The organism is Enterovibrio baiacu, assembly GCF_004120195.1.
Lineage (GTDB): Bacteria > Pseudomonadota > Gammaproteobacteria > Enterobacterales > Vibrionaceae > Enterovibrio > Enterovibrio baiacui.
The window spans coordinates 67,272-91,856 of sequence record NZ_SCHN01000008.1; the positions used below are offsets into that span (position 1 = coordinate 67,272).

The following is a 24,585-nucleotide window of genomic DNA, read 5'->3' on the forward strand; positions in this document are numbered from 1 at the left end:
TGAGTATCAGTGCTTTTATTGAGATTTAATTCTTTTGATTGGGATTGCTGTGTGTGAGGATTGTGCAGCTTTGATTATGGAGTTATTTATTTAAGTGATTGAATTAAATGGTTTTACATTCTTTGGTTTATGTTTTTATCTAAAATGGAGATCCTGATCACGAACATGGTTGGAACTTTGCACCGAGTCATATTTTTTTAATAACAAATAAAGTTCTCATTGATGTTTTTTCACGTGGAAGTAGGCTGAATACATCGGTTGAGGGAGAGTTCAATCGGTTTATAAAAATTTAAAGTGATGAATAATTTATCATTTTTTACGAACGAGTAATCAGATCATTGCTTTCGGCGGCCAACCTTTAAAAGCAATGGAATGACGTTTAGATATCCCTTTTAGGAGTTTATTCCATGGAAAAAATGTTCAAACGTTCACTATTAGGTGCAGCAGTAGCAGTTGCAGCAGTTTCAGGTAGCGCAAATGCTGCGATTGAGTTGCACGGTCAGGCGGTTCAACTTTACGGGCAAGCTGCAGCTTCTTACCAAGTATGGGACCCATCAGCTTCTGGCGCAGAGACGAATGCGGGTGTTGAAGTTGAATCACGTATTGGTTTTAAGGGTGTTGTAGAGTTTGATGACTTTGCGCCTAACTTTGTTTGGCAAATCGAGTCAGGTAATGCGAACAACCGCGATAGTGGTACTGACCCTTGGAATAAATACCACGGTATCCTTGGTGGTCGCGATACATACGTTGGTCTTCAATTTGAAGATGTTGGTACAGTAACATTTGGTCGTCGTACTGTTGCAGTATACGACTACCTTGATTGGCCACATACAAACCCAGGTCTTGGTAACGTATTCGACTGGACCAATGCGATTGGGGCTGGCTACGAAGACCGCGCAGATAACGTTTTACGCTGGGATTCTGCGAACTTTGGCGGTTTCAATTATCAAGCGACGCTAAGTGGTATGGGTTCTTCAACGGATGCTGCTGTTATCTCTCTTGCTGGTTCATACACCGGTGATAACTTTAGTGTTCATGGCGGCCACTACACGCAAGGCGAGTATGATGAAACTGCAGATGGCGCAACAACCCAGAAAGGCGACGTGAGCTATAGCTTGATTGGTGGTAGCGTATGGTTTGGTAAAGCAACCTTTACTGCTGGTTATAAAATGATGAGCAATGATCTTGCTAACGATGACCAAGATGCGATTTCTGTAACCGGTCAATACTGGCTAAGCGACAAGTGGCTAACTAAAGTTGGTTACGCGCAAACCTTCGAATCAGACCTAGGTACTGACAACGAGTCCACTGCAATCACTGGTCGTATTCTTTATGCACTTCCAAGCATGGTTTGGTATGCAGATGTACGTAACTATGAAATGCTGAATGACAAAGAAAATTCAGGAAGCGGTACTCGCTTCATGATCGGTACTGAATACTACTTCTAAGCCGTGTTTCATTGAAGTTTAGAGAGTAGTCAAATAGAGCGAGCCGAACAGGCTCGCTTTTTTCTATCAACATTTTCTATTTAAATACGCTCAGGTAGATAGAGAGTTAGCAGTCGTGATGGTACAAACGCGTCAATCTTGCTGAAGACTAAGTCGTTCGGTTTTGAGTTAGCTAGAGGTTTTTCACAATGAATATTATTAAAAGTGTTTTGGTATTAGCCGCACTATCTGTTTCTTCGGTTTCTTTTGCTGATGTGAACGTAAAATTGCATCGCGATTTAGAGTTTATGGTTATCAATGGCGAAGAGCTTGGTTTTAATCTAGGTACGCAGAAAACGGCAACGGTACCTAACGGCCAGAATCAAGTGGTTATTCGAGTGAGTAAGCTTTTACCTAAGGGAAGTGCACACGAAAAATTTAACTCTCGTCCAATGGTTGTGACGTTTGATGCGAGCGACACAGAGCTAGAAGTAGTTCCAACACGCAGGATAGAATCGTCTCGCGATGTGAGTGGCTTTGATCTAAAACCATCAATCGATATTAGAAGTTCAGGTGCAGTTGATTTTCATCAAGGTGTGTTGCAGCGAGGCCCTGGTGTTCTGCCCGATATACAACGGGATCTAGCGCTATTCAATAAAACAGAAAATATTCTGGTGGGCTCTGTTGCAAATCCCGATCTCGTTTTGAATGAACTTCCTATTGCTGCTTCAGTGCAACTGAAGGATAAAATTCAGGAAAAGAGCGGCAACCGTTTTATTTTGCTCCAGGCTGATTTTCTTAGAATGACACAAGAGCAACAGAAAAGCTTTCTATCGTGGGCTGTTCAAAATGTGCAATAGCATGTGACCGGAATGAATAACTTTCGATGACAAAGAGGCTTTACTTGTAAGTAAAGCCTCTTTTCCGTGTGGCTATTAATCTACTATTGATTGCCCCAATTTCTCACGAAGGTACCATTTTCATATGTACACATCATAGACGGTACATAGTTTGTTGAGCCATCACTGTATGTGCATGTTACAAGCGGCCCCATTTGAGTTGCGGAGCCTCCGCTTCCATCGTTTGCATGTGCTGAGAAGTTGATCGAAAGCGATAACGCTAGAATTGAAAACAAAGCCATCAATTTTTTCATTTGTTACTCTCCTATTGTTTAGCTCTTTGCGAGCCATATCACTTATCATGTTAGACGTATGTTGTGTTTTGTGATGAAAAATAAGATTTAATTTTATTCGTGATGATTCTAAGGCTTCTTTTTGGAGTATCGTATGGCGTTCCGTATGAGAAGATTCATGAAACATTCTTATCATTGTTCATGCGCGTCACACCGCTTACAATAGCGCCCTTACGGAGCTCTCTCCGCATCACTCTAATTTTGCCAAACGTAATAGGATTAACATGAACGTTAAAACACGTTTTGCTCCAAGCCCAACAGGCTTCTTGCATGTAGGCGGTGCTCGCACTGCACTTTATTCATGGCTTTACGCTAAACATACTGGCGGAGAGTTTGTCCTTCGTATTGAAGACACTGATATTGAGCGCTCTACTCAAGAAGCAATCGATGCGATCATTGAAGGTATGCAGTGGTTAGGTTTGGATTGGGATGAAGGTCCTTACTACCAAACGAAACGCTTCGATCGCTATAACGAAGTGGTTGATCAGCTACTCGCCGAAAATAAAGCCTACAAATGTTATGCGCCAAAAGAGCTTCTTGACGAAATCCGTGAAGAGCAGATGGCTGCTGGCACTAAGCCGCGATACGATGCTAATCATCCGAGAGTCGTTGCGGCAAACGCTGAGGCCACAGAAAGTTCTCCTTTCTGTATTCGTTTCCGCAACCCGAAAGAAGGGACGGTAGTATTTGATGACAAAATTCGTGGCCGAATTGAAATCGCTAACAGTGAGTTGGATGATTTGATCATCCGTCGTACCGACGGTAGCCCGACCTATAACTTCTGTGTTGTCATAGATGACTGGGATATGGGTATTACTCAAGTTGTTCGTGGTGAAGACCATATCAACAACACCCCTCGTCAAATCAATATCTACAAAGCGATTGGCGCAGCGGTACCTGAATTTGCACATTGCTCAATGATTCTGGGTGATGACGGTGCGAAATTGTCGAAACGCCACGGTGCAGTGAGTGTGATGCAATACCGTGATGAAGGCTACTTGCCGCAAGCGCTACTGAACTATTTGGTGCGTCTAGGTTGGTCTCATGGTGACCAAGAAATCTTCTCTCTAGAAGAAATGATCAGCTTATTCAGCCTTGAATCTGTGAGTAAATCTGCATCAGCATTTAACACAGATAAGCTTCTTTGGTTGAACAACCACTACATCAAGACGTCTGAGCCAGAGTATGTGGCTAAATACCTTCAATGGCATCTTGATGCCAAAGGTATTTCAACGGAAAACGGTCCAGCTGTTGCCGATGTTATTGCTCTTGTGGGTGAGCGTTGCAACACATTGATCGAGTTGGCTGAGCAATGTCGCTACTTCTATCAAGATTTCGAAGAGTTTGAAGCAGGCGCTGCGAAGAAACACCTTCGCCCAGTTGCTAAAGAAGCGCTTGAACTCGCACTTGTTAAAGTAAAAGCGCAAGATGCATGGACAGTTGAAAACCTGCACGCAGTGATCGCCGATACGTGCAGTGAGCTCGATCTTGGTATGGGTAAAGTAGGGATGCCTCTGCGCGTTGCGGTTACCGGCCAAGGCCAATCACCATCGGTTGATGCTGTGATGGCATTGGTTGGGCAAGCACGCGTTGTTTCTCGTATCGAACAAGCTCTCGCATTTATTGCTCAACGTGAAGCGCAATAACGCCAGATAGCGACTAATTACAAGCTCGCATTCGAAAGCCTCTCGTTTTTACGAGGGGCTTTTTCTTTCTCTAATGCATGCAGGCAAGTAAATCGTTTGTTTCTGCTGCAATCTGCAATTCTCTTCTTGAACGAATTATGCGTCCGAGCTCACTTTACGCAGTTTAGATTTTCGTGGTTATGGATTAGATATTTCTGCTTGAGAAGGAAGTGTGTGACGCACCTCTTTTTTATGAGTGGTTATCTAAAAATTACGCTGATTTATAAAAATTCACATGGTTGTAAGTTGTTGTTATTAAGAGTTATATATCGTTTTAGATGTTAACTTTGAACTAATTCAAACTTCATTCAGCTGCGTGTTTTTTTTTAATCGATACGAATTAAGCTGCACATCGTTGATATATCGAATCAATAAATAAACACCGGTGTCGTTGCTCACGGCGGCCAACTAAGAGCAATGAACTCTTCACCGGGAATTTACTTTTTAAGGAGTTTTCCATGGACAAAACTTTTAAACGTTCACTTCTAGGTATGGCAGTTGCTGTTGCAGCAATGTCTACTTCTGCTAACGCAGCGATTGAACTACACGGACAAGCGGTACAACTTTACGGCCAAGCAGCTGCTTCTTACCAAGTATGGGAACCGGCAGGTGAAGGCGATACAAACGCAGGTGTGGAAGTTGAATCTCGCATCGGCTTTAAAGGCGTAGTTGAGTTTGATGATTTTGCTCCTAACTTTGTATGGCAAATCGAATCAGGTAACGCAAACAACCGTGATAGCGGCACTGACCCGTGGAACAAATACCACGGTATCCTAGGTGGTCGTGACACATACGTTGGTCTTGATTTCGAAAACATCGGTACTTTGACATTTGGTCGTCGTACTAACGTTGTTTACGATTACGTTGACTGGCCACACACAAACCCAGGTCTAGGTAACGTATTCGACTGGAACAATGCTATCGGTGCGAGCTACGAAGACCGTGCAGACAACATGCTACGTTGGGACTCTGCTAACTACGGCGGTTTCAACTACAAAGCATCTTTGAGCGGCATGGGTACAACAACTGATGCAGCTGTAATCGCGGTATCTGCATCGTACACTGGCGAAAACTTCAGTGTTCACGGTGGCCACTACACCCAAGGCGAATATCAGACAGACAAAGCTGATCCAACAACTAAAGCGGGTAACGTAGATTACAGCTTGGTAGGTGGTAGCGTTTGGTTTGGTAAAGCAACCTTCACTGCAGCTTACAAAATGATGAACAACGACCTAGAAGGTAAAGTTGATTCTCAAGACGCTATCTCTGTGACTGGTCAATACTGGCTAAGCGACAAGTGGTTGGCGAAAGTAGGTTATGCAGAGTCTTTCGAATCTGACAAAGCAACTGAAGACAACTCTTCAACTGCAATCACTGGTCGTATCCTGTACGCACTACCAAGCTGGGTACTGTACGCAGACGTTCGTAACTATGAAATGTTGAACGACAAAGAAAACGCAGGAAGCGGTACTCGCTTCATGATCGGTACTGAATACTACTTCTAAGCTGAAATTTTTCAGATGTTAAGTAAGTGTTAATATTAGAGCGAGCCTTCTTGGCTCGCTTTTTTTCTATATGTACCTGTGTTCAAAACTGGGTTGAATTTTAAAAGTCGATATTACATAGACGCGTGGATTTGTGTTAAAAGTTGAACGTTAGTTTTAGAGTTGGCTAGAAGGTTTTCTAATGAAATTTTTAAAATATGTTTTCGCGCTAGTAGCGCTGTCAGTATCTTCAGGTGCGGTTGCAGATGTGACCGTCAAATTGCACCGTGACCTTGAGTTTATGGTGATAAATGGCGAAGAGTTAGGCTTTAACTTTGGCACCCAAAAAGAGCAAGTATTGCCTAATGGTCAAAACCAACTTGTCATCCGCATGAGCAAGCTTTTGCCTAACGGCAGTTCTCATGACAAATTCAACTCTCGTCCTATCGTTGTGACTTTTGATGCGAGCGACACCAAGTTTGAGCTTGCACCAACACGTAGAATCGAGTCAGAACGCGATATTAACGGATTCGATCAAAAGCCTTCTGTTAAAATTGAAGGTGCAAATCAAGTTGATTTTCATCAAGGGATTTTGTTAAGAGGCCCTGGCATTTTGCCTGACCTTGCTAGAGACTTAGCCCTTTACAACAAAAAGAATGGAATGCAAGGAAGCGTGCAAACCGTTGTTGAAGCCACAGAGGTTGCAGCTAAGACAAGCACTCCTGCCATTGCTACAAAAGCCGCATCAGCATCTTCGGTAGACACGAATAATTCTTTTATTTTACTCCAAGCTGATTTTTTACGTATGTCGCCAGAGCAGCAAAAAGCTTTCCTATCTTGGGCGGTACAAAACGTAAAATAACATTGATGGTTGAATAGTTCTTCGAGCAGAGGCTTTGTCATCGACAAGGCCTTTTCTAGATTAAGACTCTTGGTCATCAACGATGTAAGGCAAGATTAAAGTTGATAGCTGACGAAACTGTCATAGTAACTCAACGTCTAGTTATACCGCAGGGGTATTCTTTGAGTGTCAAGAGTTTGGAAATGGCGCTCCCACAGGGACTCGAACCCCGATCGATCGCTTAGGAGGCGACTGCTCTATCCTGTTGAGCTATAGGAGCATTGGCGCTGCAAGGTGGGATTGTGCAGCGCCGAAATTCAGTATACCTAAATACGGGATCAGGTTAAGGGGTATCTGACGTTATTGAGTGTGTTTGGTCACCATATCACCAATTTGTACACTTGAACCGAGTTCCACTGGCGAGATAGAGATTTCTGACGAGTTTTCATACACGCGTGTGACGGTGAGTAGCATGTCACTTTTCTTGAGTTGGGTGCGGTGCGTACCGTATTGGTCGGTAAAAGACGCGTTATGCCACAATGACAACTCATCACCATACTTCACACCATGAACACGTCCGGCATTAATTTGCCCTCTCTGACCGTTAATTTGCACGACTTCTGGTGTCGTTGCACGGCACGCCAAATGCGTTTCTAAATCTAGCAACACGTTTCTGCTCATTCGCTGCGCCATCTCTCCGTAAGCGGATGTCCAAAAACGGGCGGTTTTGGTATCGACTTTGCTGTGTCGCTCAAAAGGCCATTCGGCGATATCGCGATACAGGTTCTGATAAATCACGTCTCCCGACTTTCCGTCTATCACATCGACAGACAATGCCAATTGTCGGTTGGTTTTGTCTTTTCTTAATACCTTGGTGTCGATCGTTGCCGACATGTCAGTGATGTTTCCAACCAGCAAATATTGAGCGCCAGTGTCTTCGGCAATCATAGTGGCAACATCAGGCTGGGCAGGGGAGATGGCATGAGGCGTAATGCCTTGAACCACAAAGCTTTGTGCTTGCGTTTCAAACTGACGTTGAAGCAAAACGGTGAAGTCATCACCGAAGCGGAAAATACCGCCGAGTGCGGCATGATCCGGAGACACAATGTCAAAACGCCCCATCACAAGCCCTTTTTTGTATTGGTTCTTGTGGCAAGCATTTGCCGTCGGGTAGATATCAACCCGAGCAGTCAATTTTATGACGCCATCAGATTGCTTCGATTTCAATACTTGGATATGGCGGATTTCATTCCCGCTGAATTGATAGTCGTTGCGGGTCTCTTTGAGGTAAGGACGGATGGCTGTTAGGCCCGCGATGTCGGCACCAGAGAATTTTATTGCCTGATAAATGGCGTCTTCAAGCGCGCGTTCTCGTGCTTGGTCTTTGTTCTCTAAAATGGTGCTGACGCCAGTGACTTCATACCATGCCGCGTTGGCAAGCGGTGCTGAGAGTGCAATACAAGCAACCAATGGCTTAAGAATTTTTTTACGCATAGCCCTGATATCCAATAGTAGGTATAAAAATTGCTAGACCAAGATACATCGCAGTAAAAGCGGCAACGCGGTTAGCAATACATTGCGCGAATAAACCGTATAGATGCAAATAATGTTCCCAAAAAATGGTGCGATAAATGGATTTGAAATTTCACACGTTTGATGTGGTGAAATATCAGGCGTTAAACGTATCCGGAGCCAGACGACAATGAAAAACTGGATAGTGATATTACTGAGTCTCGCAACCGTATCTTGTGCGTACAACCCGATCTATAACGGTAAAGAACCGTATCCGGGGAGCCAATTTCTGTTGCAACAAACACCTCGGCACACTCTCGACTATTTTCTCGATGGTTTGGCGACCGAGTTGCTTGAGACAAATAATTACCTGACGGCAAGAACGCCGATGGCGGTCGTGTCGTTTGTTGACGTCGAAGAAATGGATGAAACCAACTGGCTCGGAAACTCCGTGACAGAAGGCATGATCTACCAAATGCAGCGTCGTGGCTTTACGGTGATTGATTTTAAAACCACCGGGGCCATTCGCGTGACGCCTGAAGGTGATTTCACCCTTAGTCGCAACTGGAAAGAATTGAACCCTGAGCAGCAAATTGATTACGTGCTGACGGGCACCATGTTGCGCCAAGGCGGCGGGGTGTTAGTGAATGCACGTATCGTTGGCATGCGCTCACGCGTTGTGGTGGCTTCTGCGCAAGGCTTCTTGCCAGCAGATCGCATTGGTCGAGACATTGATACGCTGCGAAAAGTGCGCATTGTTGATGGCGTGATCATTCGTGGTGACAAACGTAAGCACATGTCGGACACCGTGACATTGAAGCCTTGAACCGCGAAAAATGAATAAACAAGATTGATGAGTGGAGTTCACATGAAAATTTGGCTAATGCTGGCGATGGTAATGCTGCTTAATGCTTGTCAGCCTATTACACGTATTCGTTCAGATGACGTGCTTACTGCAGTAGGCACAGCGTCAGTCACTGCTCAGCGTGGTGACACCCTAGAAGAGAAACAGTTTCGCGCCATGCGGGCATCAAAACTCGAAGCATACAAAGAGTTGTCAGAGCAGGTTTACGGCATTCGAGTAAGTGGGCTGACACAAGTGGATGATCAAGCGCTAGGAATTGATAAAACCCACGGCGCGGTGGATGGCATTATTCGTGCTGCGGAAGTCGTGAGCACTTATCAGGTAGGCGACAGCTATGTCACAGAGCTTGAGTTGAACCTACGCAAAATGAAGAAAATGACCGAGTATGGTGAATCTCACCATGTGCCACGTAACGACGCGATCCTATTCTAAACACGCCCTCAAGCTTTACATCATCGAATACGGAAAAAGCAGCCGCTGGCTGCTTTTTTCATGTGCTTTTTCTGCGGCGTTTTTGTTGGGAATGTGCTTTAGCGTGGAGAAGTTGGCTGCTAATTTACGCTTTGATGTTGGTGCCGAGAGTGCGACTGCCAGACGCTTGGCCTTCGCTATCGTAGGTCATTTCACTTTTCCCTGCCGCTTCTTGAAACAAATTACGCAGCTTATGCATGCTGAGTTGTGCACGCTGAAGGGCGATACCATTCGCTTCGTTTTGCTGGTGGCATTGTTTTAGCGCATCTTGAATGTTTGAGATCTGTTCTTTTGTTTCGTCAGAAGGAGAGGCAAGCTCGGGGCATCGAGCGAGATATTGGTCGCGTTGTTGAATGGCATTGATCAGAGAGAGTTTTTGTTTTGCAAGCGCGTCAATCTCTGTTGCTTTGCGAGAAGCAATGGCGGCTGTTTCGGCTTGCATCACATCAAGTAATGCGTTGACGTCCTCAGCTTGTGCGCCGAGTTGATTTTCGAACGTGAGCGTTTCGTCAGACATCGTCAATTACTTGATACTACGAAGCTCGTCTTCGTGCTTCATGATATTGGCCGCAAGGCGGTCAGCATCGACTTTGTAAGAACCGTTTGCGATGGCTGCTTTAATTGCAGCGACTTTTGCGCTGTCAAAATGTGCTTCGCTTGCCATTTGTTGATTCATAGCGCCAATCGCTCGACTCTCATCGCTCATTGAAAATGCATCACCACGAGTTTGGCGAACATCGTTCGTCGCGCCTGTCTCTGATGCTGTATTTTGTGTTTTGTTTTGATTGCTTCTGTTCGTGTTAATGGGTTGACCAGAACGCAAATGATCAATACTTGCCATAATAAAGCCTTATAAATGCCCGAACCTTCTGTTGCTCACAGTATCGGCCGTACTTATATGAACTTTAGCACTTAATTTCAGGAAACTAGAATTTTACAATCACTTGGCCGACGGATGTGATTGTAGCATCGACGATTCGATTCGATTTACTGTTGCGTACTTTAATTTGTTCGCCGAGAGCACCGTCACTTAATGCTGTACCTTTTGCAATAATATTCAAGCCATTACCTGTTGCGGTAATAACGACCTCATCACTCCGGCACACCATACAAATGTCGTCGCCTTGGACCGGCTGCCCAATACCCACCACGCGCTTAATACGAGAACCGACAACCGTAGACACATCTGTATACGTTTGACCGCGTTGGAAGCGTGCGTCGACCAGCTGAATGGTTAAATCGTCGTTCGTGAGCATGACACCGCGATCTAATGGGCGCTTCGCGACAACGATGGGTGTAAGAAGGCTGATTTGAACAGGTACATACACCTGCCAATCATCTTCTTTACATGTGACCATCACCGTTACGCTTTTGTTCAAAGATTGTCGCCCGGGCACGGACACCTCGAGAGGGGATGGGCAATTTGAAAGGCGCAATCGTGAATCAAGGTTTCCTGCTTGCACATTCAGTTTTCCCTGCGCAGGCGGGGTTATCAAAGTCGTAACATATTCCTCAGCAGCAACTTTTACAGCTTCAAGTTGATTTGCCGGAGCAGCGGCTATAATGGAGCTAAAGCCAATGAGAAATGTGCCGATAAAGAGACAAGCTAATCGTTGGTAACACATAAGTCACAAATTGGTTAGTATGTTAAACATAGCTGCAGTGTTCCACGAATTGGTTCGACGATGAAGTTTGTTGAGCCAATGTTTGCTGCAATACGATAAAAAAAATCAGGGCAATATGGAGTTTATCTTATGTCGGGGATTCTTGATACGGTCAATCAGCGTACACAATTGGTGGGTCAAAACCGCCTAGAGCTATTGACCTTCCGATTGATGCGAAAACAACGTTACGGCATCAATGTGTTTAAGGTAAAGGAAGTGCTCCAATGCCCTAAGCTGACCTCCATGCCAAATTTGCATCCGTTGGTCAAAGGTGTGGCACACATTCGTGGGCAAACCATTTCAGTGATCGATATGAGCTTGGCAACGGGTGGGTTACCAATCACGGACCCAGAAAACCGCTTTATTATCATTTCAGAATTTAACCGCTCCACTCAAGGCTTCTTAGTGGGTTCGGTTGAGCGCATTGTTAACATGCACTGGGAAGCGATCCTGCCTCCACCAGAAGGTACCGGTAGCTCGAACTACCTCACAGCTGTGACTGAGATTGAAGGCGAGCTGGTAGAAATTCTCGACGTAGAGAAAATCCTAAACCAGATTTCACCGGTGAACGAAGAAATTAGTGAGGAAGTGCTGGCCAACAAACCGGTATTTGAAGAAGGCAGCTCAGACCCAACAACTGTGCTCGTTGCTGATGATTCGAGTGTCGCCCGTCGCCAGGTAAAACGTGCAGTGGAAACTATTGGCTATAATGTTGTACTCGCACATGACGGCCGAGATGCACTGGAAAAACTCCAGGTTATGGCGGCTGAAGGCACTATTAACGATCTTGCGCTCGTCATCTCGGATATCGAGATGCCAGAGATGGATGGTTACACCTTAACAACTGAAATTAAAAAAGACCCTAACCTCAAAGATATTCATGTAGTATTGCACTCGTCTCTCAGTGGTGTCTTCAATGAAGCTATGGTAGAGCGAGTTGGGGCAGATGCATTCATACCGAAGTTCGACCCAGATGAACTCGGCGAAGCCGTAATGAACGCGGTAAAAGGTCAAGAAAACTAATCCATGACGAATATAGCGATCACAGAGCAAGAGTACCGTGATTTTTGTAAATATCTCGAAAGTAAATGTGGCATTGTTCTTGGCGACAGTAAGCAATATCTCGTAAGAAGCCGACTTAGTCCGCTTCTTACGCGCTACAAACTCGCCTCGATGTCGGAGCTGTTTCAGCTTGTGCTGACTAACCGTAATCGCGATTTGGCAGTTGCTGCTATTGATGCGATGACAACCAACGAAACGTTATGGTTTCGCGATACTTATCCGTTTGAAGTGTTAGCAAACAAGCTGTTGCCAGAAGTCGCGGAAAGCAAACGTCCAATCAAAATTTGGTCTGCGGCAAGTTCATCGGGACAAGAGCCGTATTCCATCGCGATGACGATCCAAGAAGTGCTTGCTAAGCGACCGGGCCTGTTCCAAAGCGCACAGATCACAGGCACTGACATTTCTTCGACCATGCTGGATAACTGTCGTGCTGGGATTTATGACAACTTGGCACTAAGCCGAGGTTTGTCCCCTGAGCGTAAGCGTAAGTTCTTCGAAGATGCAGGCGAAGGCCGCATGAAGGTGAATGACTCACTTAAGCGCATGGTGACATTCAAGCCTCAAAACTTAATGGAAAGCTACGGCTTACTTGGAAAATTCGACATCATATTTTGTCGAAATGTACTGATTTACTTCTCGCCGGAAATGAAAGCGAAGGTGTTAAATCAGATGGCATCAAGCCTTAACCCTGGTGGTTACTTATTGTTAGGCGCGTCTGAATCACTGACTGGGTTAACTGATCGTTTCGAAATGATCCGTTGTAATCCGGGCATTATCTACCGCCTGAAATAGACAAACATGTCCTCTACGTAAAAAGCGGCACAGAAGTTGCCGCTTTTTTTGTATCTGATGGAAAGTGAAAGCGTGAAAATATGACTGGAAGACCATTTAACTTATTGATTGTAAATGGTTGATTTTATTTTTTGATGGTGACCTGTAAAAGTTGGCATTCATATTGCTTTTCTATCAATAGGAAATTTTAGGAGGTTGCCACATGGCAATATCGTTCGATAAAGCGCTGGGTATTCATCAACACACTGTCGGTGTGCGCTCTCAGCGGGCTGAGACACTGGCAAGTAACCTCGCGAATGCGAATACGCCGGGTTACAAAGCTCAAGATATGGACTTCGAACGTGCGCTTCAAGCGGCAACTTCTGGGGCAAGCATTGGCCTGAGCCGAACTGATGGGCGGCATATTACTGCCTCTTCTCAAGTCGACGGCCAGAAAATGTACCGCGTTCCAAACCAACCTGACACCGGCGATGGCAACACCGTTGATGCGCAGGTAGAACGTAACTTGTTTATGCAAAACGCACTTGAATATCAGGCGTCACTGGACTTTCTCGGTTCTAAGTTCAAAAACATGTCCAAGGCACTGAAAGGGGATTAATGGATGAGTCTATTTAATGTGTTCAATGTCACCGGTTCTGCCATGAGTGCAGAGTCAGTTCGACTGAATACCACGTCCAGTAATCTGGCGAACGCGAACTCTGTCAGCAGTTCTGCTGAAGAAACGTATAAAGCGCGTCACCCTGTGTTTGCTGCGGAATTGAACAAGTTCGCGTCGCAAGGCCAAAGTGTTCCTGTTCGTGTTGAAGGTATTGTGGAGAGCCAAAAGCCACTGCGTGCCGAGTTCAACCCTGATCACCCAATGGCAAATGCGGAAGGCTACATTTTCAAACCGAACGTAAATGTAATGGAAGAGATGGCCAACATGATTTCGGCCTCCCGTTCCTATCAAACCAACGTAGAAGTGGCAGAGGCAAGTAAACAAATGCTGATGCGTACACTACAGATGGGTAAGTAAGGTAGAAGGACGGCATTATGAATCCGATTGATGGCGCAGGTGGTGCAGGTGGCGGTAGCTACATTGACCAACTCAAAGCCCTACAAGAAAAGCAACGCACAGAGCGCGGCGATACGGGAGAAAAAGTCACAGGTCAAACAGACCTGAACCAAGAAGACTTTCTCTCACTATTGACCAAGCAGCTTGCGAACCAAGACCCGTTCAAACCGGTTGATAACGAACAAATGATTGCCCAAATGGCATCGTTCGCCACCGTTGATGGTATCGGCAAAATGAATGAACAGTTTGGTTCATTGAATGCCGCGATGACCTCAAGCCAAGCGCTTCAAGCGTCGTCACTGGTGGGACAAGACGTCTTGGTTCCTGGTAACGAAGGCTTCAAGTCAGCTGCGGGTGGCATTGCAGCCATGGTTAAACTGCCTCAAGCAATGAATGACGTTATGGTACGTATTCAGAACGAGCAGGGTCAGTTGCTTAAAAACTTCAGTATTGGTGCGAAATCACCGGGCGACCACCGCGTAGAGTGGGACGGCTTGGATGACCGCGGCAATCCATTGCCGGAAGGCAAATACACAATGAACGTAAGCGGCTTTGTTGATGGAAAGTCTCAAGACTTCGAACTATCGACTTACGCCAATGTAAACAGTGTCCTACTGGGTAACGGTGATGGCAACGTCATGCTAAACATCGCAGGTTACACATCACCGGTGAAACTCACCGAAGTGCTTGAAGTAGGTAATGCTAACGTCGGCGGCGCGAGCAAAGGCTAAAGGATAGAGGAGTTCCAGCAATGGCATTGAATATCGCACTGAGTGGCCTAGCGGCAGCTCAAAAGGACATGAATACCACCAGTAACAACATTGCGAACGCCAACACTTTTGGCTTTAAAGAATCGCGTGCAGAATTTGGTGATGTTTATTCGGCGTCGATTTTCTCGAACGCAAAGACCACCACGGGTAGTGGTGTCCAAACCTCTATAGTGGCGCAACAGTTCCACGAAGGTTCAAGCATCTACACCAACAACCCGCTTGATCTTCGCGTAAGTGGTAACGGCTATTTTGCGGTAGCGAACGACAAGTTGGCGACACAAAACAACGTATTAACCCGTAACGGTGCTTTCCATCTGGATAAAGACAACAACATCGTTAACTCAGAAGGCCAGTTCTTATTGGGCTATAACGTTGATACTGAGAGCGGCCAAGTGGGTTCGTTTGAGCCAAAATCACTTCAAGTGCCCGATCAATTTGGTCAGCCTCGCGCTTCCCAGAACGTTGATATTGGTTTGAACCTACCAGCGGGTGGTGCTGAAAAAGATCCAACGCTGTTCAATCCAGAAGATCCTGATACTTATAACAAAGCGACATCAGCGACGATCTTTGACTCACTAGGTCAGCCATACAAACTGACAACCTATTACGTGAAAGACAACGTCACACCGAACAAGTGGGCGGTATACTACACAGCAACAGATCCAGAGGGTGAGAAACCTGTTAGCTTAACGGCGGGTGATTTCACCAGTGCTGGTGGTCATGTCGGTCACTCTATTGAATTCAACAGTGACGGTTCAGTGAACACGGTGAACGGTGGTCAACCGATTCAAACCGTTGAGTTTGGGCCTAACGGTGCCGGCTTAGAAATGAACGGTGCAGATGGTGCACAATCGCTTGCGATTAACTTTGAAGAGCCAACGCAGTACGCGTCACCGTTTGAAATGCGTAAGTTTAATGAAGATGGTGCAACCACGGGTTACCTAGCAAAAGTCGATATCGACCCGAAAGGGACCATCATGGCGACGTACAGCAACGGTGAAAACGTTGCACTAGGCCGAGTGGCGCTGGTGAGAGTGTCTAACCAACAAGGTTTGTCACAGGCAGGTAATACCCAATGGAAAGTCACGCAGCAGTCTGGTGACGCGGTATGGGGTGAAGCAATGCAAGGTGCCTTTGGTAAAGTGAAAAGCGGTACCATCGAGCAATCAAACATTGATATGACCCAAGAGCTGGTGGATTTGATCACCGCTCAACGTAACTTCCAAGCGAACTCGCGTTCACTGGAAGTGGGTAACCAGATGCAACAGACTATCCTTCAGATCCGTTAATCGGCTCATTGAACGATACGTGAAATTGCCGCTTGCAAGTCAAGCGGCAATTCATTTCCGATAATTCCTCTCCCTCCTCCTTCTGTTATTGTGTGTTTATTGCACTAACACTATGTAAATCCGCGTTATTTTAAATTGGCACTCTTCTTGCTTTATGTCTTGCATAAGCGACAGGAGAACGTCAAATGGATCGCGCATTATTCCTCGCCATGAGTGGCGCAAAACAAGACATGCAAGGCATGCAATTACGTGCCAACAACTTGGCTAACGTAAGCACCACAGGCTTTCGTGCTGATTTAGAGCAGGCGCGAGCAATGCAGGCCTATGGTGAAGGTTTGCCAACGCGCGTATTCAATATGACTGAGCGTCCAGGGCACAGCTTTGCTCAAGGTTCAACCATCACAACAGGTCGTGAACTTGACGTTGCCATTAAAGGTGACGGTTGGTTGGCGGTATTAGACGGAACGGGTCAAGAAGGTTACACCCGCGTGGGTAACTTGAAAGTGGACCAAACCGGCATGCTGCAAAATGGCCATGGCCATTTGATCCTAGGGGAAAGCGGCGCACCTATCTTCTTACCGCTGCCGGTGTCGAAAATTGAAATCGGCACGGATGGCACTGTGTCTGTGTTGCCGCAAGGCGCACCACCAGAAGCCATGGAAGAAGTGGACCGCATCAAACTTGTTCGTCCTGACAACAATGATTTATTCAAAGATAAAAATGGCGTGTTCAAGCCTGTCAATCCAGGTGCCACGTATGCCGCTGATGCAGGAGTTACGCTGCTTACCGGCGCACTAGAAGGCAGTAACGTCAACGCCATTGGTGAAATGACAGGTCTGATTGACCTTCAGCGCCACTTCGAAATGCAAGTCAAACTCATGAAGACCGCCGAAGAAATGGATCAAGCATCCAACTCTTTGCTGCGCCTGGGTTAATTAAGAGGGAATCATTATGCATCCAGCTTTGTGGGTGAGTAAAACGGGCCTAGACGCTCAGCAAACCAACATTTCGACGATTTCGAACAACTTGGCAAACGCCTCGACCGTTGGTTTCAAAAAATCCCGTGCCGTGTTTGAAGATTTGTTCTATCAAAACATCAATCAGCCGGGCGGTCAGTCTTCTCAAAATACCGAACTGCCGAGTGGTTTAATGCTAGGTGCGGGTGCCAAAGTGGTGGCAACACAACGTGTGCACAGCAACGGTAATGCGCAAACCACCAACAACGCCCTCGATCTGATGATCGAAGGTGACGGTTTCTTCCAAGTACTCTTGCCGGACGGCAACATTGGTTACCAACGCAACGGCCAATTCACGCTGAACGATGAAGGTGTGATTGTCACGACGGGTGCAGGTTACTCTCTAGAGCCTGAAATCGTCGTGCCGCCTGATGCGATCCAAGTGACTATCGGTACTGACGGCGAAGTCTCTGCTCGACTGCGTGGCCAAACGGCTAACGCCGTGCTGGGGCAGATCACCACGGTAGATTTCATCAACCCGGGTGGCCTAGAGCCTATCGGTCAAAACCTTTACTTGCCAACGGGTGCCAGTGGCGACCCACAAGAAGGTGTACCGGGGCTTGATGGTTTGGGCAGTATTCGTCAATCAATGTTGGAAACGTCCAACGTAAACGTAACTGAAGAGCTGGTTAACATGATCGAAGCGCAACGCGTTTATGAAATGAACTCGAAAGTTATTTCTTCTGTCGATCAGATGCTGAGTTACGTGAACCAGCAACTTTAACGGAGTAAAGCGCGGATGAAGAAGTTACTAATAACAAGTTTGATGCTGGCGACTGTATCGGGTTGTAGCTTGATGGATCCAGAAGCGCTACTTGCGCAAAACGAAGTGGCGCAAGCCACCACAGAGACTGATGCCGTCGAAGGCAACACCGAGCCGCAAGGCGAAGGCTTGATTGGATTGCTCCGTCAGCGTGAAGATGCGGTCGCAGGGGATCCTTCTTGGTCTCCGTTACATCCGCCGCGTCAACCTGAGCATTACACGACAGCCACAGGTTCGCTGTTCAGTGTTGCGCAGGCGCAAGATCTTTATGATGACACCAAACCGCGCGGCATTGGCGATATCGTCACCGTGCTGTTGGAAGAAAAAACACAAGCGAAAAAGAGCGCCAGCACCGATGCGAACAAATCGAGCGATTTGAGCATGGATCCGCTTGAGATGGGTGGTCAGGAAGTCACGATTGGTGATTCCAACTTGTCTTACGCTGCGGGGCATGACAACAAAACCAGCGGCTCAACCAGTGCCGACCAGAGCAACAGCATTAGCGGCTCGATCTCTGTTGAAGTGATTGATGTGTTGGCGAACGGCAACTTGATCATTCGTGGTGAAAAATGGCTGACGCTGAACACGGGCGACGAATATATTCGTTTGAGCGGCACCATCCGTCCTGATGACATCAGCCAAGAAAATACCGTGGCTTCAACGCGTATTTCGAATGCGCGCATTCAGTATTCTGGTACTGGCGATCGACAAGATACGCAAGATCAGGGCTGGTTGGCACGATTCTTCAATGTTGTTCTGTAAACGTAATGACGTTGTCGGAGATTTGACGTGAAGAATTGGCTAACGCTTTTATTGATTGCTGTACTGGCAAGCCCTATTGCCCATGCTGCCCGCATTAAAGATGTGTCGGAAGTGGCGGGTGTGCGCAGTAACCAATTGGTCGGGTACGGCTTGGTCGTCGGCCTTGCAGGTACAGGGGAAAGCACGCCTTTCACCGATCAAAGCTTTAATGCCATGCTGAAAAACTTCGGCATACAGTTGCCGCCTGGCACCAAACCGAAAACCAAAAACGTGGCTGCCGTTGCCGTGAGTGCAGAGCTTCCGGCGTTTGCCAAGCAAGGTCAGAAAATTGACATCACAGTGTCATCGATCGGTTCTGCGAAAAGCTTGCGCGGTGGCACGTTAGTCCAAACCTTCATGAAAGGCCTTGATGGTAAAACCTACGCCGTGGCGCAAGGTAACCTCATTGTGGGCGGTTTCAGTGCGGAGGGGGCTGATGGCTCAAAAATCGTGGGCAATACGCCGACGGTAGGTCGAATCACCAATGGCGCGACAGTAGAGCAAGAAGTGCCGTCTCCGTTTGGTCGTGGCGACCATATCACCTTCAATCTCTTTGAATCAGACTTTACGACAGCGCAGCGTATGTCAGATTCTATCAATAGCTTTCTTGGCCCTAACACGGCTGCTGCGATGGATGCGACCTCGATTCGTGTACGCGCACCCCGTGATTTATCTCAGCGTGTCGCCTTCTTATCAACCATTGAAAACCTCGAATTTGTGCCTGCCGATGCTGCCGCGAAAATTATCGTGAACAGCCGTACCGGCACCATCGTTGTTGGTCAAAATGTACGTCTTCGCCCTGCGGCGATTACCCATGGTGGTATGACTGTCACGATCAATGAAAACCTACAGGTGAGTCAGCCGGGCGCATTCTCAGGCGGTGAAACCGTTGTGGTGCCTGATTCTGGTGTAGAAGTATCAGAAGAAGATGGACGTATGTTCCACTTCAAACCGGGCGTCACTTTGGATGACTTGGTACGTGCGGTTAACGGTGTCGGCGCAGCGCCGTCGGATTTGATGGCCATCTTGCAAGCACTCAAGCAAGCAGGGGCGATCGACGGTCAACTGATAGTGATTTAAGCCTATGAAAACGCCGATTGATACTGGATTTATTCATGACCTTAGCCGCTTAGACGCATTGCGTCAGAAAGCATCGAACGGCGACGGCGAGCAATCAGATGAAGCCATGCGTGCAGCGGCAGAGCAATTTGAAGCGATTTTCACGCAGATGTTGTTTAAGTCGATGCGTGATGCCAATGACGCCTTCAAATCTGATTTGATTGATAACCGTACATCAAAATTTTACGAGCAAATGGCGGATGAGCAATTGTCGAGCGCATTGTCTCGTGAAGGTTCGCTCGGGCTTGCGGATTTGATCGTACAGCAATTCAAAGGCGCACAAGGTGAGCCGATGGATGTGGGCGCGAACACGGCAAGTGGACGCATTGATTTATCGCCAACCTTGCGCATACCGCCAGTGAATACTGATGAAGAGCAAGTGCTGCCAAATCTCGAAGAATTGGAACAAGCCATTAAACCAATCGTTGAGGCGCAGCCACAGCAAGGTGCCTTTGCGCCTGAAATGAACACCAAGCCTTTTGAAACGCCGGATGAATTTGTTTCGCGACTCACGCCTTACGCACAGCGCGCAGCAAGAAGCTTGGGCACTGATCCTGCGATGTTGATTGCACAAGCGGCCTTGGAAACGGGCTGGGGTAAGAAAGTGATCACCAATGCACGTGGCAATAGCCATAACCTCTTCAACATCAAAGCCGACCCGCGTTGGGCTGGGCAAAAGGTCGCTACCCAAACGCTCGAGTTCCACAATGATATTCCTGTGCAAGAAATGGCGTCGTTTCGATCCTATTCTTCCTATCAGGACAGCTTTGATGATTATGTCCGCTTTTTGAATACGAACCCTCGCTATGCGACGGCCCTTGAGCAGTCAGAACAGCCCGAGCAATTTATTCGAGGCTTACACAAAGCGGGGTATGCAACCGATCCGCAATACTCTGACAAAGTGATCAGCGTATTCAATCGCGTGAAAGGGTTGATGGACCAATAATTCCAGACGTTACGTCTCGCTCGGCCTAAGGCATGAGCGAGACGCTGTTTTAGCGTTAGTGACTGAAAGGCAACGAGCATGCTAGAACAGAAAAAAGACGCGACACATCAAAACAGCGAAAGCATACAAATGCTTAAAACGGGTTCGATCCGACGCGACCCATTCATTCGCGCCTTCCTCGAAAAGATCCCTTCTGATGTCGAAAAGACCTTCACCGATGCGCAATTGCTGCAAGTGAAAATCATGTATGGCACACGTGCCAAAGCCAGCCACATGGTGGATATTCGAACCGTGGTCGGGGCATGGAATTGGCAATACTATCTCGTGTTTTTGTTTGGTCGTAACCGCCGTGATTTAACCCGCGCTGAACAAACGATTTCCAATATCTCGCGCGTGTTAATCCTCCTTCTTGGCACTTTTGTACTGTTTTGCGTGGTCACGGTATCGCTGTATTTACTCAAGTCTTTTGCCGGCATAGACATACTGCCGAACTTTTCCTTTGGCCTCTGGCATCAGCTCTCCGCCTAACGGCAAGCCCTTGCCTGTTTTTGTGTGAAAATTAAACAAATCACTTCATAAACCCGCCGTATTGCCGATATAGAGATATCAAGGTTATGGCACGATTCTTGAATTGAAGATCGTATTAGAAGTTTTATCGGCTATGCATTACCGCATACGGGGGCTGAATGGGTTTTGATTTGCTGGCGCTGGGTGCTCAAGGCGTCCTAACAGCACAACGACAGCTGAATACAACGGGCCACAATATCTCTAACGTGAACACGGAAGGGTATAGTCGCCAGTCTGTAGAGCAGCGCGCGAACGACACTGCCTATTGGTCTGCAAACCAGTGGGGGCAAGGTGTACACGCGGCGTCGGTGCGTCGTAATTACGATAAGTTTGCCGCCAACGAATTCAGTATCTCCACCTCTGCGCTTAGCCATGCGACAACCCGCAACAGCCAGCTCACCATGCTGGATGACATGATGTCCCACTCCGCCAAGAAAATTCCTGAAAACATGAATGAATTCTATGGTGCAGTAAAAGGCCTGACAGACAGCCCGAGTGACATGGGCGCACGTAAAGTGGTGCTCGAAAAATCCCGCTTGGTTGCTGCGGGTCTCAACGACATGAACAACATTCTTCAATCGCAAGAGATGGATACTTCCGTTGAAATCGATGCCACGCTGACGCGTATGAATGATATTGGTGCGGAAATCGTCGACATTCACAGGGCCTTGTTAAAAAGCCAAGCCGTTGATAACGATTTGCTAGATAGACACCAAAGCTTGATTAACGAGCTGTCCGAATTTACCCAAGTGAGCGTGAACCAACGTGATGATGGTTTGTATAACGTCATTATTGGTAGCGGGCATACCTTGGTATCTGGTTTACATGCCAGTGAATTGAAAACCGTCCCTGGTGATCCAGACCACCAAAAACGCCGATTGGCACTGGTGGAAGGCAAAACCCTCAAAGCCATTGATAATGATGATATTCGCGGCAAATTGGGCGCGATGTTTGAGTACCGTGATAGTACATTAGGCCAAGTGCGCGACGAGTTAGGGCGACTGGCGGCGGGTTTTTCCATGTCGCTGAATGACATGCAATCCCAAGGTTTTGATTTGAGTGGCGCGATTGGTGAGAAAATCTTCACGGATTTCAACGACGATAGAATCTCTCGAGATCGCGTCATCAAAGGCTCAAACTCGACGGCAGATATCAAAGTCACGATCGAAAACTTGTCCGCGCTTAAAATTGGTGATTACCAACTGAAGTTCGACGGCAGCCAATACACCTTAGTTGACCCAGAAAAGAACACGGTAAATGTCACTCCTACAGGCACGCCACCTGCGTTTGAATATGATGGTTTGAAAATCCAAGTTGATGCAGGACTTGCTGCTGGCGAGCGCGTGATTATCCGACCGCTTCGACAAGCGGCAGGGCAAATTGGCGTCACCATGGAAGACCCGGCAAAAATTGCCGCCCAAAGCTACGTGAGCTCCAAATCCAACATTACTGGCCAAGGCGATGTGAAAATACTGACGCAAGGTGCGCAGCAAGAATTTCAAGTCGCGATCTCGCCAGATGCCACCCAGTTCGCTGTGTTGGACATGAAAGGGAACATTCTTGTTGCACCGCAGGCATACCCGCCTGCTGGGGCTGTGAATGTGAATGGTACTGTGTTTGAGCTTTCTGATGGTGCTGCGCCGGAAGATGTCTTCGCCATTAGCCTCCAACCCGCAGATGGAGAGAACGGCAACCTGATCCGCATGCAAAAGCTGCAAACGCAGAAACTGATGGACGGTGGTCGCTCGAGCTTGATTGACGTGTATGAAGGCTTGAACACTGACATTGGTGTGCAAAAGGCCTCGTTTGCGCGCTTGGAAGACGTAAGCCGCGTTGAACATGATGCCGCAGCCGGGCGCGTCGCAGAAATTTCTGGCGTTAACCTCGATGAAGAAGCCGCAAACATGATGAAGTTTCAACAAGCGTACATGGCTTCCTCACGCATCATGACCGCAGCCAATGAAACCTTTGAAACTCTGTTGAGTGCAACCCGATAAGGATATGACTGATGATTAGCCGTATTGCCAGTTTCCACAACTATCAGTCTGTCTCGAATGATTTGATGCGCCAGCAGGTCAAACTGCAAGACAACCAAGACCAGCTTGCAACAGGTAAGCGCGTGCTCACCTCGGGCGATGATCCTGTTGCGTCTATCTACATTCAGAACTTCCGTCAGCAAGACAAGCAACTCGATCAGTACATTGATTCGATCACGCTGGCGCGTAACCGCCAAACCCGCGCTGAAATCGCGATTGATGATTCGGAACAATTGATCGATAGCGCCAAGCGCACCACGATGGAAATGATCAACGGCTCGCTTTCAGACGACGACCGTGCTGCGCACAAGCAAGACATGAAAGGTTTGTACGATAACTTCATGAACTTGGTGAATGCCAAAGATGAGTCCGGCAATTTCTTGTTCTCGGGCACGCAAGCGAGCAAGCAGCCGTTCTACCGTGATAACGCGGGCAATGTACGTTATGCCGGCGACAGCTATCACCGTACGGCACAAATTGCTCCTGCAGTCGAAGTGCAAACCAGCGATCCGGGTGATGAAGTCTTCATGGAAATCAAAAACCCATTTGGTGATTATCAGCCTGACTATGCATTGGAAAGTGGTTCTCTGTTGTTATTAGCGTCAGCGACCAACACCAACAATGCGGATACGTCCGACTATGCGGTGAATTTCAGTGTCGATGGCAATGGCCAAACGCTGTACGAACTGACGCAAAATGGCGCGATGGTGAGTTCGGGCGTTTACGACCCAGCCACCGGTGTGCAATGGGGAACGCTAAGCGCGAGTTTTGAAGGCGAAATGCTGGATGGCGATTCCATCACATTGGCGCGCCAAGACACCTTCAACGTGTTTGATGCGTTTAGAAAAGGCATGGAGTTGTCTGAAGAAAGTATCTTCAATGCATCAGCGACTGCAGAGCTGCACCAAGTGACAGAACAGTTTGCGGCGGCGTTTAAGCATTTGAACAAAGCACGTTCGGAAGTGGGTACGCGCTTGAACACGCTCGATCGCCAAGAGAGCATGCACCAAGATTTCAAACTGGTGCTAAACCGTTCACTCGGAACGATGGAAGACTTGGATTACTCGACGGCCGTGATAGACATGAATGAAAATCTGCTGGCACTGCAAGCGTCGCAACAAGCGTTTTCAAAAACCAAAGAGCTGTCGCTGTTTAACTACATTTAATCAAGATGGCGAGAAAGAGCAGTTTCTAGACGCGAGATAAAATCAAAAACACTGTTAAGGTCG

At 47.2% G+C, this 24,585-nt stretch carries 25 protein-coding genes and 1 tRNA gene; 21 read left to right on the forward strand and 5 right to left on the reverse strand.

What is annotated here, in order from left to right; genetic code table 11:
- Positions 1–407: 407 nt before the first annotated feature.
- The 5 genes from EQP46_RS07180 (at position 408) to EQP46_RS07205 (ending at position 6,650) form a co-directional block, all read left to right on the forward strand.
- The gene (locus EQP46_RS07180) at positions 408–1,448 is read left to right on the forward strand and encodes a porin (protein ID WP_129493003.1); all 1,041 of its coding nucleotides are present in this window, start codon (positions 408–410) and stop codon (positions 1,446–1,448) included.
- 188 nt (positions 1,449–1,636) lie between these two features.
- Positions 1,637–2,287: a YccT family protein gene (locus EQP46_RS07185; RefSeq protein ID WP_129493004.1), complete on the forward strand. Its 651-nt coding sequence runs from the start codon at positions 1,637–1,639 to the stop codon at positions 2,285–2,287.
- Positions 2,288–2,843: 556 nt separating this feature from the next.
- A complete protein-coding gene (gene gltX / locus EQP46_RS07195; RefSeq protein WP_129493005.1) occupies positions 2,844–4,265 on the forward strand; it encodes a glutamate--tRNA ligase in 1,422 nt (473 codons plus the stop codon).
- A gap of 497 nt (positions 4,266–4,762) precedes the next feature.
- The gene (locus EQP46_RS07200) at positions 4,763–5,809 is read left to right on the forward strand and encodes a porin (RefSeq protein ID WP_129493006.1); all 1,047 of its coding nucleotides are present in this window, start codon (positions 4,763–4,765) and stop codon (positions 5,807–5,809) included.
- Between the two features lie 181 nt (positions 5,810–5,990).
- Positions 5,991–6,650 (forward strand): YccT family protein, encoded by a 660-nt coding sequence (locus tag EQP46_RS07205; RefSeq protein WP_129493007.1) that lies wholly within the window; start codon positions 5,991–5,993, stop codon positions 6,648–6,650.
- A gap of 183 nt (positions 6,651–6,833) precedes the next feature.
- Here the strand turns inward: EQP46_RS07205 and EQP46_RS07210 are convergent.
- A tRNA-Arg gene (locus EQP46_RS07210) sits at positions 6,834–6,909 on the reverse strand.
- An 80-nt stretch (positions 6,910–6,989) separates the two neighbouring features.
- On the reverse strand, positions 6,990–8,123 hold the full coding sequence (locus EQP46_RS07215) for a flagella assembly protein FlgT (RefSeq protein WP_129493008.1): 1,134 nt from the start codon (positions 8,121–8,123) through the stop codon (positions 6,990–6,992).
- Positions 8,124–8,331: 208 nt separating this feature from the next.
- Between EQP46_RS07215 and EQP46_RS07220 the strand changes: the two genes are divergently transcribed.
- Both EQP46_RS07220 and EQP46_RS07225 read left to right on the forward strand, forming a co-directional pair.
- A complete protein-coding gene (locus tag EQP46_RS07220) occupies positions 8,332–8,967 on the forward strand; it encodes a FlgO family outer membrane protein (protein WP_102318276.1) in 636 nt (211 codons plus the stop codon).
- A 42-nt stretch (positions 8,968–9,009) separates the two neighbouring features.
- On the forward strand, positions 9,010–9,438 hold the full coding sequence (locus EQP46_RS07225) for an LPP20 family lipoprotein (RefSeq protein ID WP_129493009.1): 429 nt from the start codon (positions 9,010–9,012) through the stop codon (positions 9,436–9,438).
- A 124-nt stretch (positions 9,439–9,562) separates the two neighbouring features.
- Here the strand turns inward: EQP46_RS07225 and EQP46_RS07230 are convergent, their stop codons facing one another.
- The 3 genes from EQP46_RS07230 to flgA all read right to left on the reverse strand — a co-directional run bounded on the left by EQP46_RS07230 (position 9,563) and on the right by flgA (position 11,102).
- A complete protein-coding gene (locus EQP46_RS07230) occupies positions 9,563–9,994 on the reverse strand; it encodes a flagella synthesis protein FlgN (protein WP_129493010.1) in 432 nt (143 codons plus the stop codon).
- A 6-nt stretch (positions 9,995–10,000) separates the two neighbouring features.
- Complete coding sequence (gene flgM / locus EQP46_RS07235) at positions 10,001–10,318, reverse strand: flagellar biosynthesis anti-sigma factor FlgM (protein ID WP_129493011.1); 318 nt, start codon at positions 10,316–10,318, stop codon at positions 10,001–10,003.
- Between the two features lie 85 nt (positions 10,319–10,403).
- Complete coding sequence (gene flgA, locus EQP46_RS07240) at positions 10,404–11,102, reverse strand: flagellar basal body P-ring formation chaperone FlgA (protein ID WP_129493012.1); 699 nt, start codon at positions 11,100–11,102, stop codon at positions 10,404–10,406.
- Between the two features lie 129 nt (positions 11,103–11,231).
- Between flgA and EQP46_RS07245 the strand changes: the two genes are divergently transcribed.
- From EQP46_RS07245 to flgL, 14 genes are all read left to right on the forward strand, one after another.
- Positions 11,232–12,164, forward strand: a complete 933-nt coding sequence (locus EQP46_RS07245; protein ID WP_129493013.1) for a chemotaxis protein CheV — start codon at positions 11,232–11,234, stop codon at positions 12,162–12,164.
- 3 nt (positions 12,165–12,167) lie between these two features.
- Positions 12,168–12,995 (forward strand): CheR family methyltransferase, encoded by an 828-nt coding sequence (locus EQP46_RS07250; protein ID WP_129493014.1) that lies wholly within the window; start codon positions 12,168–12,170, stop codon positions 12,993–12,995.
- A 202-nt stretch (positions 12,996–13,197) separates the two neighbouring features.
- Positions 13,198–13,593: a flagellar basal body rod protein FlgB gene (gene flgB / locus EQP46_RS07255; protein ID WP_017009337.1), complete on the forward strand. Its 396-nt coding sequence runs from the start codon at positions 13,198–13,200 to the stop codon at positions 13,591–13,593.
- Positions 13,594–13,596: 3 nt separating this feature from the next.
- Positions 13,597–14,010, forward strand: a complete 414-nt coding sequence (gene flgC / locus EQP46_RS07260) for a flagellar basal body rod protein FlgC (protein WP_129493015.1) — start codon at positions 13,597–13,599, stop codon at positions 14,008–14,010.
- 17 nt (positions 14,011–14,027) lie between these two features.
- On the forward strand, positions 14,028–14,780 hold the full coding sequence (locus EQP46_RS07265) for a flagellar hook assembly protein FlgD (RefSeq protein ID WP_129493016.1): 753 nt from the start codon (positions 14,028–14,030) through the stop codon (positions 14,778–14,780).
- Positions 14,781–14,800: 20 nt separating this feature from the next.
- Positions 14,801–16,108 (forward strand): flagellar hook protein FlgE, encoded by a 1,308-nt coding sequence (flgE, locus tag EQP46_RS07270; protein ID WP_129493017.1) that lies wholly within the window; start codon positions 14,801–14,803, stop codon positions 16,106–16,108.
- Positions 16,109–16,293: 185 nt separating this feature from the next.
- Positions 16,294–17,043 (forward strand): flagellar basal body rod protein FlgF, encoded by a 750-nt coding sequence (locus EQP46_RS07275; protein ID WP_017009341.1) that lies wholly within the window; start codon positions 16,294–16,296, stop codon positions 17,041–17,043.
- Between the two features lie 16 nt (positions 17,044–17,059).
- Entirely contained in the window at positions 17,060–17,848 is a 789-nt protein-coding gene (gene flgG, locus EQP46_RS07280) for a flagellar basal-body rod protein FlgG (protein ID WP_129493018.1), read from the forward strand.
- A gap of 15 nt (positions 17,849–17,863) precedes the next feature.
- Positions 17,864–18,649, forward strand: coding sequence for a flagellar basal body L-ring protein FlgH (flgH, locus tag EQP46_RS07285; protein ID WP_129493019.1), 786 nt, complete (start codon positions 17,864–17,866; stop codon positions 18,647–18,649).
- A 27-nt stretch (positions 18,650–18,676) separates the two neighbouring features.
- Complete coding sequence (locus EQP46_RS07290) at positions 18,677–19,768, forward strand: flagellar basal body P-ring protein FlgI (RefSeq protein ID WP_129493020.1); 1,092 nt, start codon at positions 18,677–18,679, stop codon at positions 19,766–19,768.
- Positions 19,769–19,772: 4 nt separating this feature from the next.
- On the forward strand, positions 19,773–20,753 hold the full coding sequence (flgJ, locus tag EQP46_RS07295; RefSeq protein ID WP_129493021.1) for a flagellar assembly peptidoglycan hydrolase FlgJ: 981 nt from the start codon (positions 19,773–19,775) through the stop codon (positions 20,751–20,753).
- Between the two features lie 78 nt (positions 20,754–20,831).
- A complete protein-coding gene (locus EQP46_RS07300) occupies positions 20,832–21,281 on the forward strand; it encodes a hypothetical protein (RefSeq protein ID WP_129493022.1) in 450 nt (149 codons plus the stop codon).
- 158 nt (positions 21,282–21,439) lie between these two features.
- Entirely contained in the window at positions 21,440–23,317 is a 1,878-nt protein-coding gene (flgK, locus tag EQP46_RS07305; protein WP_129493023.1) for a flagellar hook-associated protein FlgK, read from the forward strand.
- An 11-nt stretch (positions 23,318–23,328) separates the two neighbouring features.
- A complete protein-coding gene (flgL, locus tag EQP46_RS07310) occupies positions 23,329–24,522 on the forward strand; it encodes a flagellar hook-associated protein FlgL (protein ID WP_129493024.1) in 1,194 nt (397 codons plus the stop codon).
- Positions 24,523–24,585: the final 63 nt, after the last annotated feature.

Coding starts and splice junctions, on each gene's coding strand:
- gltX (WP_129493005.1), top strand. CDS start 2,844: ATGAACGTTAAAACACGTTTTGCTCCAAGCCCAACAGGCTTCTTGCAT.
- EQP46_RS07200 (WP_129493006.1), top strand. CDS start 4,763: ATGGACAAAACTTTTAAACGTTCACTTCTAGGTATGGCAGTTGCTGTT.
- flgE (WP_129493017.1), top strand. CDS start 14,801: ATGGCATTGAATATCGCACTGAGTGGCCTAGCGGCAGCTCAAAAGGAC.
- flgM (WP_129493011.1), bottom strand. CDS start 10,318: ATGGCAAGTATTGATCATTTGCGTTCTGGTCAACCCATTAACACGAAC.
- flgG (WP_129493018.1), top strand. CDS start 17,060: ATGCATCCAGCTTTGTGGGTGAGTAAAACGGGCCTAGACGCTCAGCAA.
- EQP46_RS07205 (WP_129493007.1), top strand. CDS start 5,991: ATGAAATTTTTAAAATATGTTTTCGCGCTAGTAGCGCTGTCAGTATCT.
- flgA (WP_129493012.1), bottom strand. CDS start 11,102: ATGTGTTACCAACGATTAGCTTGTCTCTTTATCGGCACATTTCTCATT.
- flgJ (WP_129493021.1), top strand. CDS start 19,773: ATGAAAACGCCGATTGATACTGGATTTATTCATGACCTTAGCCGCTTA.
- flgB (WP_017009337.1), top strand. CDS start 13,198: ATGGCAATATCGTTCGATAAAGCGCTGGGTATTCATCAACACACTGTC.
- EQP46_RS07215 (WP_129493008.1), bottom strand. CDS start 8,123: ATGCGTAAAAAAATTCTTAAGCCATTGGTTGCTTGTATTGCACTCTCA.
- EQP46_RS07180 (WP_129493003.1), top strand. CDS start 408: ATGGAAAAAATGTTCAAACGTTCACTATTAGGTGCAGCAGTAGCAGTT.
- EQP46_RS07220 (WP_102318276.1), top strand. CDS start 8,332: ATGAAAAACTGGATAGTGATATTACTGAGTCTCGCAACCGTATCTTGT.
- EQP46_RS07265 (WP_129493016.1), top strand. CDS start 14,028: ATGAATCCGATTGATGGCGCAGGTGGTGCAGGTGGCGGTAGCTACATT.
- EQP46_RS07300 (WP_129493022.1), top strand. CDS start 20,832: ATGCTAGAACAGAAAAAAGACGCGACACATCAAAACAGCGAAAGCATA.
- EQP46_RS07275 (WP_017009341.1), top strand. CDS start 16,294: ATGGATCGCGCATTATTCCTCGCCATGAGTGGCGCAAAACAAGACATG.
- EQP46_RS07250 (WP_129493014.1), top strand. CDS start 12,168: ATGACGAATATAGCGATCACAGAGCAAGAGTACCGTGATTTTTGTAAA.
- EQP46_RS07245 (WP_129493013.1), top strand. CDS start 11,232: ATGTCGGGGATTCTTGATACGGTCAATCAGCGTACACAATTGGTGGGT.
- flgL (WP_129493024.1), top strand. CDS start 23,329: ATGATTAGCCGTATTGCCAGTTTCCACAACTATCAGTCTGTCTCGAAT.
- EQP46_RS07230 (WP_129493010.1), bottom strand. CDS start 9,994: ATGTCTGACGAAACGCTCACGTTCGAAAATCAACTCGGCGCACAAGCT.
- flgK (WP_129493023.1), top strand. CDS start 21,440: ATGGGTTTTGATTTGCTGGCGCTGGGTGCTCAAGGCGTCCTAACAGCA.
- EQP46_RS07225 (WP_129493009.1), top strand. CDS start 9,010: ATGAAAATTTGGCTAATGCTGGCGATGGTAATGCTGCTTAATGCTTGT.
- flgC (WP_129493015.1), top strand. CDS start 13,597: ATGAGTCTATTTAATGTGTTCAATGTCACCGGTTCTGCCATGAGTGCA.
- EQP46_RS07185 (WP_129493004.1), top strand. CDS start 1,637: ATGAATATTATTAAAAGTGTTTTGGTATTAGCCGCACTATCTGTTTCT.
- flgH (WP_129493019.1), top strand. CDS start 17,864: ATGAAGAAGTTACTAATAACAAGTTTGATGCTGGCGACTGTATCGGGT.